General features: G+C 74.2%; 6 protein-coding genes and 1 pseudogene. 5 read left to right on the forward strand and 2 right to left on the reverse strand.

What is annotated here, in order from left to right; translation table 11 throughout:
• Positions 1-132: 132 nt before the first annotated feature.
• Both RKE29_RS25555 and RKE29_RS25560 read right to left on the reverse strand, forming a co-directional pair.
• On the reverse strand, positions 133-492 hold the full coding sequence (locus RKE29_RS25555) for a WhiB family transcriptional regulator (protein ID WP_312007993.1): 360 nt from the start codon (positions 490-492) through the stop codon (positions 133-135).
• 166 nt (positions 493-658) lie between these two features.
• Positions 659-1,255, reverse strand: a complete 597-nt coding sequence (locus RKE29_RS25560; protein WP_312007999.1) for a DUF1707 domain-containing protein — start codon at positions 1,253-1,255, stop codon at positions 659-661.
• Between the two features lie 705 nt (positions 1,256-1,960).
• Here RKE29_RS25560 and RKE29_RS25565 point away from each other — a divergent pair.
• The 5 genes and pseudogenes from RKE29_RS25565 to RKE29_RS25585 all read left to right on the forward strand — a co-directional run bounded on the left by RKE29_RS25565 (position 1,961) and on the right by RKE29_RS25585 (position 7,995).
• Entirely contained in the window at positions 1,961-3,625 is a 1,665-nt protein-coding gene (locus RKE29_RS25565; protein WP_312007994.1) for a fumarate hydratase, read from the forward strand.
• A 177-nt stretch (positions 3,626-3,802) separates the two neighbouring features.
• Complete coding sequence (locus RKE29_RS25570) at positions 3,803-4,333, forward strand: EF-hand domain-containing protein (RefSeq protein WP_312007995.1); 531 nt, start codon at positions 3,803-3,805, stop codon at positions 4,331-4,333.
• A 216-nt stretch (positions 4,334-4,549) separates the two neighbouring features.
• The gene (locus RKE29_RS25575; RefSeq protein WP_312007997.1) at positions 4,550-5,950 is read left to right on the forward strand and encodes a class II fumarate hydratase; all 1,401 of its coding nucleotides are present in this window, start codon (positions 4,550-4,552) and stop codon (positions 5,948-5,950) included.
• Between the two features lie 325 nt (positions 5,951-6,275).
• Positions 6,276-6,941, forward strand: a pseudogene (locus tag RKE29_RS25580) (DUF402 domain-containing protein); the annotation flags it as partial.
• 343 nt (positions 6,942-7,284) lie between these two features.
• Entirely contained in the window at positions 7,285-7,995 is a 711-nt protein-coding gene (locus RKE29_RS25585) for a class I SAM-dependent methyltransferase (RefSeq protein ID WP_312007998.1), read from the forward strand.
• Positions 7,996-8,152 lie beyond the last annotated feature (157 nt).

Here is an 8,152-nt window from a genome sequence, read left to right on the forward strand (position 1 = left end):
TTCGCGACCGGCGCGGCAGCGCCCGGAGCCGGCGCGGGTGAGCCGGCGGCCGGCGCGGTTCTCAGCGCCGGACATGCCGCGGGCCGGGCCCCGGCGACCGCTCGGGGCCCGGCCCGCCGGCGCGGCGCGTCCTCATCCCGCGGCGGCCACGGGCATCGTGCGCTGGAGTTCGGTGTCGCGACGGCGGCGGCGGGCCAGCACGACCCGGCGCTCCGCCGCGGTCAGCCCGCCCCACACGCCGTAGGGCTCGGGCTGGAGGAGGGCGTGCTCCCGGCACTCCACCATGACGGGGCAGCGCGCGCACACGCGCTTCGCCGCCTCCTCCCTCGACAGCCGCGCAGCCGTGGGCTCCTTGGACGGAGCGAAGAACAGCCCTGCCTCGTCCCGACGGCACACCGCCTCGGAGTGCCAGGGGCCGGCGCCCTGCTCCCGGGCGGGGATGCGCTGCGGGGGCGCGACGGCGTCCAGCAGGGGCTGATGCGGTTGCAGCACGGTCTACTCCTGACGACGGCTCCGGTTGGTCACCCTTGCCCGCCTCCCGGATACGGCCCCCTTCGCACCCCCATCAGCCGTGCGAGAGACGATGCACCAAGCCTTACCCGCTGTGCGCGCGCTTATGCACACCGTCGTCCCGACCGCGAATCGGCCCGCGAATCCGTCAAGGCCGCAGGTTCTTCAGGCGCTTGCCGGGCTCGGGCTCGGCGTCCACGCCGCCGAACAGCGCGAAGCCGCCCACCACGACCACCGGAGCCCGCGGGTCGGGGTCCTCGCGCGTGGCCACGTCGAAGCCGCCGAAGATGCCCGTGCCCGCGCTGCGCACCGACACGTTCTCCGGCACCTTGATGTCCACCGCGCCGAAGAGGACGGCGGTGTGGATGACGACCTCCTGCTGCTCGAAGATCGCCTCGCTGAGGTCGATTTCGACGCCGCCGAACACGGCCACCGCGAGCGTACGGGCCCGCACCCGCCACCGGCCCTTGCGCACGGCGCCGCCGAAGACCGCCACCAGGGTCTCCGACGCGGGCGAGGTGCGGGAGGCCGGCGCGGCGCCGTGGGCGCGCTCGGCCTGCCCCGGCACGCCCCCCGCGGCGGACCCGGGCAGGTCGCGGACCAGGGGCTCCAGCTCGGCGAGGGTCTTGGCCCGGTAGACGGCGTCGATGCGCTCGGCGTGCTCCTCCGGGTCGAGGCGCCCCTCGGCCAGCGCCTCGCGCAGCAGGTCGGCGAACCGGTCGCGGTCGGCGTCGGAGGCCCGCAGGGCGGGCGGCGCGGCGGGGCCGGGCGGTCCGNGCGGTCGGCGTCGGAGGCCCGCAGGGCGGGCGGCGCGGCGGGGCCGGGCGGTCCGGCGGCGGGGGCCGGGGCGTGGGGCGCCGCGGCGGGAGCGGGCTTGGCCAGGGGCACAGGCTGCTGTTCGTCCACCGGGCCAGCCTATCCAGTCGCGATAGATCGCGACTAGGGGTCCGCGGGCCCGCGCGGGACGTTCGTACGGCCCCGCGCGGGACGCGCCGACCCCCGTACGCGCCGACCCCCGTACGCGCCGACCCCCGTACGCGCCGACCCCCGTACGCGCCGACCCCCGTACGCGCCGACCCCCGTACGCGCCGACCCCCGTACGCGCCGCCCGCGCGGGAGTGCCCGCAGGTCCGCGCGGCACGGACGTACGCCCCCGCGCGACGCCGCCCTCAGAGCGCGTACGGGCCCGGCGCGGCGTCCGGCCGGTGTGAGCCGTACCTCACAAGTCCCGCTGTCGGTGCCCCGCTCTACGCTGGTAAGCGCTGTCGTGGAAGCCGGCGCGTTCCCCGACGTCAGCGCGGCCAGCGCTGGCGGCGGCGGGCGAGGCGGGCGGCACCGGCAGCCGGAGCCGCCGGTTCCGCCGAGTCCCTGTCGTCGATGCCGTCGTCTGACCGTCTGACCGTCGTCGTCGGTCGCCGTAGAGCCCCATCGAGTGAGGAATGCCGTCACCATGCCAGAGTTCGCCTACACGGACCTGCTGCCCCTGGGCGAGGACACCACGCCGTACCGCCTGGTGACCACCGAGGGCGTGCGCACTGTTCAGGCAGCCGGGCGTACGTTCCTCACGGTCGAGCCGGAGGCGCTGCGCCTGCTGGCCGAGGAGGCGATGCACGACATCGCCCACTACCTGCGCCCGGCCCACCTCGCCCAGCTGCGCCGCATCCTGGACGACCCCGAGGCCAGCCCCAACGACCGCTTCGTCGCCCTGGACCTGCTGAAGAACGCGAACATCGCGGCCGCGGGCGTGCTGCCGATGTGCCAGGACACCGGCACGGCCATCGTGATGGGCAAGCGCGGGCAGCGGGTGCTGACCGAGGGCGGCGACGAGGCGGCCCTGTCGCGCGGCGTGTTCGACGCGTACACCCGTCTCAACCTGCGCTATTCGCAGATGGCCCCGCTCACCATGTGGGAGGAGAAGAACACCGGCTCCAACCTGCCCGCCCAGATCGAGCTGTACGCGGCCGACGGCGACGCGTACAAGTTCCTGTTCATGGCCAAGGGCGGCGGCTCGGCCAACAAGTCGTTCCTCTACCAGGAGACCAAGGCGGTGCTCAACGAGGCGTCCATGATGCGCTTCCTGGAGCAGAAGATCCGGTCGCTCGGCACGGCCGCCTGCCCGCCGTACCACCTCGCGATCGTCGTCGGCGGCACCAGCGCCGAGTTCGCCCTGAAGACGGCGAAGTACGCCTCCGCGCACTACCTGGACGCGCTGCCCGCCGCCGGCTCCCCGGCCGGGCACGGCTTCCGGGACAAGGAGCTGGAGGAGAAGGTGTTCGAGCTGACGCAGCGCATCGGCATCGGCGCCCAGTTCGGCGGCAAGTACTTCTGCCACGACGTGCGCGTGGTGCGGCTGCCGCGGCACGGCGCGTCCTGCCCGGTCGCCGTCGCCGTGTCCTGCTCCGCCGACCGCCAGGCGCTCGCGAAGATCACCGCCGAGGGCGTGTTCCTGGAGCAGCTGGAGCGCGACCCGGCGCGCTTCCTGCCGGAGACGACCGAGGAGCAGCTGGACGACAGCGTGGTGCGCGTCGACCTCAACCGGCCGATGTCCGAGATCCGCGCCGAGCTGACGAAATACCCGGTCAAGACCCGCCTGTCGCTGTCCGGCCCGCTGGTGGTGGCCCGCGACATCGCCCACGCGAAGATCAAGGAGCGGCTGGACGCGGGCGAGGAGATGCCGGGCTACCTGCGCGACCACGCCGTGTACTACGCCGGCCCCGCCAAGACGCCGGAAGGGTACGCGTCCGGGTCCTTCGGGCCGACGACGGCCGGCCGCATGGACGCGTACGTGGAGCAGTTCCAGGCGGCCGGCGGCTCGTTCGTCATGCTCGCCAAGGGCAACCGCTCGCAGGCGGTCACCGACGCCTGCGCCCGGCACGGCGGCTTCTACCTGGGCTCGATCGGCGGCCCGGCCGCGCGGCTGGCCCAGGACTGCATCAGGAAGGTGGAGGTGCTGGAGTACCCGGAGCTGGGCATGGAGGCGGTCTGGAAGATCGAGGTCGAGGACTTCCCCGCGTTCATCGTGGTGGACGACAAGGGGAACGACTTCTTCGCCGACCCGTCCCCCGAGCAGCCCTTCGTCACCAGCATCCCGCTCCGGGGCCCGGGCGTCGGCTGACCCGGACCGGCGACACAGCGTGGACAGCCCCCGGCCCGCGGCCGGGGGCTCTCGCCTGTTCAGCCGGCGAGCCCGGCGTCACCTGCCCGGCGGCCTTCGGGGACCGGCGCGCCGGGTAGGGAACGGCAGTCGACAGCCCGGCGGCACCGCCGGGCGGACTGGCAGAAGGGCTTTTCAGTGAACGGAACCACAGCCAAGCGACTCGTCTTCACCACGCTCGACAGGGACGGAGACGGGGTCGTCTCCAGAGACGACTACTTCGTCCGGATCGACCGGGTGACGGCGGCGACGAGACGCGGCGAGGAGGACCCCATGGTCGTCCGCGCACGCGCGGCCGGTGAACGCGCGTGGGCCGAGATGGACGCGGACGGCGACGGGAAGATGACCCTCGACGAGTACCTGGAGTGGGTCGGCGTCGACGCGTTCGACAACATCTGCTCACCCGCGCTGGGCGCCCTGTTCGACCTCGTCGACACCGACCGGGACGGCGCGCTGGACCGGCCGGAGTTCGTCCTGCTGCGCACCGCGCTGGGCAACCCGGCCGGCAACGCCGAGGCGGCCTTCGACGTGCTCGACGCCGACGGCGACGGACGCGTCAGCCGGCACGACTACCTCATGTCGATCCGCACGCACATCGCCGGGGAGGACTCGCCCATGGGCGCGGTCCTGTACGGCACGGGCACGCTGGAGACCAGCGGACGGGACTGAGCGGGGCGGACGGGGTACGGCGGCTCCCGGCCCGTACGGGGTCCGCCGCCGCGCCCCGACGTCCCGCGGCGGGCCCGTACGGACCGGCCGGGACCAGTACGGACCCGTACGGACCGGGTACGCCCCGGCCCCGCGGGGCACCCGGAGGACGGCGGGCGGGAACAGGCCGCGGCGCGCCCGCGCTGAAGCCCGCATGAGCACCAGGAGGTGGGCGTGATGACCGCGGAGCACGACGAGGGCTACCGGACCGAGCACGACTCGATGGGCGAGGTGCGCGTGCCCGCCCTGGCCAAGTGGCGGGCGCAGACCCAGCGCGCGGTGGAGAACTTCCCCGTCAGCGGCCAGCGCCTGGAGCGCGCGCACATCGAGGCGCTGGCCCGGATCAAGGCCGCCGCCGCCACGGTGAACGCGAGCCTGGGCGTGATCGGCAAGGACGTGGCCGACGCCGTCGCGGACGCGGCCACGGAGGTCGCCGAGGGCCACTGGGACGACCAGTTCCCCGTCGACGTCTTCCAGACCGGCTCCGGCACGTCCTCCAACATGAACGCGAACGAGGTGATCGCCACCCTCGCCACCGAGCGCCTCGGCCGGGACGTGCACCCCAACGACGACGTCAACGCCAGCCAGTCGTCCAACGACGTCTTCCCCTCCTCCATCCACATCGCGGCCACCGCCGCCGTCACGCGCGACCTGATCCCGGCTCTGGAACACCTCGCAACCGCGCTGGAACGCAAGTCGGACGAGTTCGCACACGTCGTCAAGGCGGGGCGGACCCACCTGATGGACGCCACGCCCGTGACGCTCGGCCAGGAGTTCGGCGGGTACGCGGCGCAGGTCCGCTACGGCGCCGAGCGGCTGCGCGCCTCCCTGCCCCGGCTCGCCGAGCTGCCGCTGGGCGGCACCGCCGTGGGCACGGGCATCAACACCCCGCCCGGCTTCTCCGCCGCCGTCATCGCCGAGGTGGCCCGCGCCACCGGGCTGCCGCTCACCGAGGCGCGCAACCACTTCGAGGCGCAGGGCGCGCGGGACGGCCTGGTGGAGACCTCCGGCCAGCTGCGGACCGTCGCGGTCGGCCTCACCAAGATCGCCAACGACCTGCGCTGGATGGCGTCGGGGCCGCGCACCGGCCTCGCCGAGATCGCCCTGCCCGACCTCCAGCCCGGCTCCTCGATCATGCCCGGCAAGGTCAACCCGGTGATCTGCGAGGCGGTGCTCATGGTCGCCGCCCAGGTCACCGGCAACGACGCCACGGTCGCGGCGGCGGGCGCCGCGGGCAACTTCGAGCTGAACGTGATGCTGCCCGTCATCGCCAAGAACCTGCTGGAGTCCGTCCGGCTGCTGGCGAACGTGTCCCGGCTGCTGGCCGACCGCACGGTCGACGGCATCACGGCCGACGAGGACCGGGCCCGCGAGTACGCCGAGTCCTCGCCCTCCGTCGTCACCCCGCTCAACCGGTACATCGGCTACGAGGAGGCGGCGAGGGTCGCCAAGCGGTCGCTGGCCGAGCGCCGGACGATCCGCGAGGTGGTGCTGGAGGAGGGGTACGTGGACCGGGGGCTGCTGACCCGGGAGCAGCTCGACGAGGCGCTGGACGTGCTGCGGATGACACACCCGTAAGCGCCGCACCCGCAAGCACCCCACCCGCAAGCACCCGCCCGTAAGCGCCGCAGCCGCTAGCACCCCACCCGCAAGCCCCACACCCCGCAAGCACCCCACCCCGCAAGCACCCCACCCGCAAGCACCCGCACGTAAGCGCCGCACCCGTACGCACCGCGCCCCGCAAGCCCGCACCCGTACGCACCGCGCCTTCGGCACCGCACCCGTACGGCTCGCGCCCGCGGCCCCGCCGGCCCCGGGCGTACGCCCGCGCGTGCACGCATCGTGAGGAGCCAGTGCGGCATATGTCACGGCGCGGCTTCCCACCCGCACCTAAGATCTGCTCATGACAGCGCACTCCGTGGAGACGGCCGGCACGGCAGGCGGCGCCCGGTGGGCGCCGGGCGACCAGATCCTGTGGCGGTACCGGGCCAACGCGACCGACCGCATCCACATCTGCCGCCCCGTCACCGTCGTACGGGACACCGCCGACCTGCTCGCGGTGTGGCTGGCGCCCGGCACGGCGTGCGTCCGGCCCCAGCTGGCCGACGGCACCTCGGTGCACCGCGAGCCGCTGTCCACCCGCTACACCAAGCCGCGCACCACCGCGCTGTCCCGCTGGACCGGCACCGGGGTGCTGAAGCTGGCCAGGGCCGGCGAGCCGTGGTCGGTGTGGCTGTTCTGGGAACCGGGCTGGCGGTTCAAGAACTGGTACGTGAACCTGGAGGAGCCGCGGGTCCGGTGGCACGGCGGCGTCGACTCCGAGGACCACTTCCTCGACATCGCGGTCTACCCGGACCGCAGCTGGGAATGGAAGGACGAGGACGAGTTCGCGCAGGCGCAGCGGGCGGGCCTGATGGCCCCGGAGCAGGCGGAGCGGGTACGGGGCGCGGGGGCGGCCGCCGTCGATCTCATCGGTTCCTGGGGAGCACCGTTCCGGGAGGGCTGGGAGCACTGGCGGCCGGACCCGGCGTGGCCGGTGCCCGCGCTGCCCGTCGACTGGGACCGTACGGACCGGCGGGACGGCCCGGGCGTTTCCCCGGATACTGACGGTACGGACGGCGGGGACGGCAGGGGCGGCGGCAGGGGCGGCGGCGCCCAGCCGTACGGCCCGGAAGGCGCCGGCGGGCCGGGCCGCGCGGCCGGGCCGCCGGTGCCCACCGACCGCGCGGAGCGGGTGGCGTGGCCGGACGGGCGCCGCACGTCGGCGCAGTCGGAGTCGTGAACCTCTTGCTGCGCCCCTGTGTTTCAAACGTAGGATCGTCGTCCGGAAGGCCGCAGGGTCCGGTAAACGGCACAGCGCAACTCACGGACGATGCGCGAATTCTGACGCAGGGTCACAGGAGGGGCGAAACGTGAGCGAAAGCGGCGAAGGCTATGAAGCCTATCCCGGGTTCGACCGGCTGGCGCTGGACCGCAGCGGCCAAGCGGAGGCGTTCGACGCGATCGGCGACCGCTATGACGAGGCTTTTCCACAGAAAGAGGGTCAGATCGCAGCCGGGCGCTGGCTGGCTGACGCCCTGCCGCCCGGCTCGCGCGTGCTGGACATCGGCAGCGGCACCGGCGTTCCCACCGCCCGGCAGCTCGCCGAGGCCGGCCACCGGGTCGTCGGCATCGACATCTCGGCGGGCATGGTCAAGCTCGCGCGGGACACCGTGCCGGACGCCGCCTTCCACCATGCGGATATCGCGGACCTGCGGGCGGGCGGCAGGCTCGGGCCGGGCGGCCCGCAGGACCTCGGCCCGTTCGACGGCGCCGCGGCCTTCTTCTCGCTGCTGATGCTGCCGCGCCCGGAGATCCCGTACGCGCTGCGGACCCTGCGCGGAGTGCTCAGACCCGGCGGGCCGCTGGCCCTGGCCATGGTCGAGTCGGACGTGGACGATTTCGCCGTCCCGTTCCTGGGCAACACCGTCCGGGTATCGGGTTACCTGCGGGACGAACTGCGCGAGGTCGTGCGCGAAGCGGGCTTCGACGTGGTCGGGGAGGACGCGCGCGCGTACGCCCCGGCCAGTACGGACGTACCACCCGAGATCCAGCTCTTTCTGCACTGCCGGCGACGCGCCTGACCGCCCCGGACGGATGGAAACCCTACGGTGACGGAGCATCCCACCTCCCCCGACGCCCGGCAGGCGGCCGCCCCTGCCGGAGCCCCGGGCGCCCAGCCGCCCGCGGACGCGCACGGCGCGGCCCCGGACCCGCGCACCGCGGTGCGCCGCCCGGCCG

Source organism: Streptomyces sp. B1866 (assembly GCF_031932565.1).
GTDB lineage: Bacteria > Actinomycetota > Actinomycetes > Streptomycetales > Streptomycetaceae > Streptomyces.

Coding starts and splice junctions, on each gene's coding strand:
- RKE29_RS25565 (WP_312007994.1), top strand. CDS start 1,961: ATGCCAGAGTTCGCCTACACGGACCTGCTGCCCCTGGGCGAGGACACC.
- RKE29_RS25575 (WP_312007997.1), top strand. CDS start 4,550: ATGACCGCGGAGCACGACGAGGGCTACCGGACCGAGCACGACTCGATG.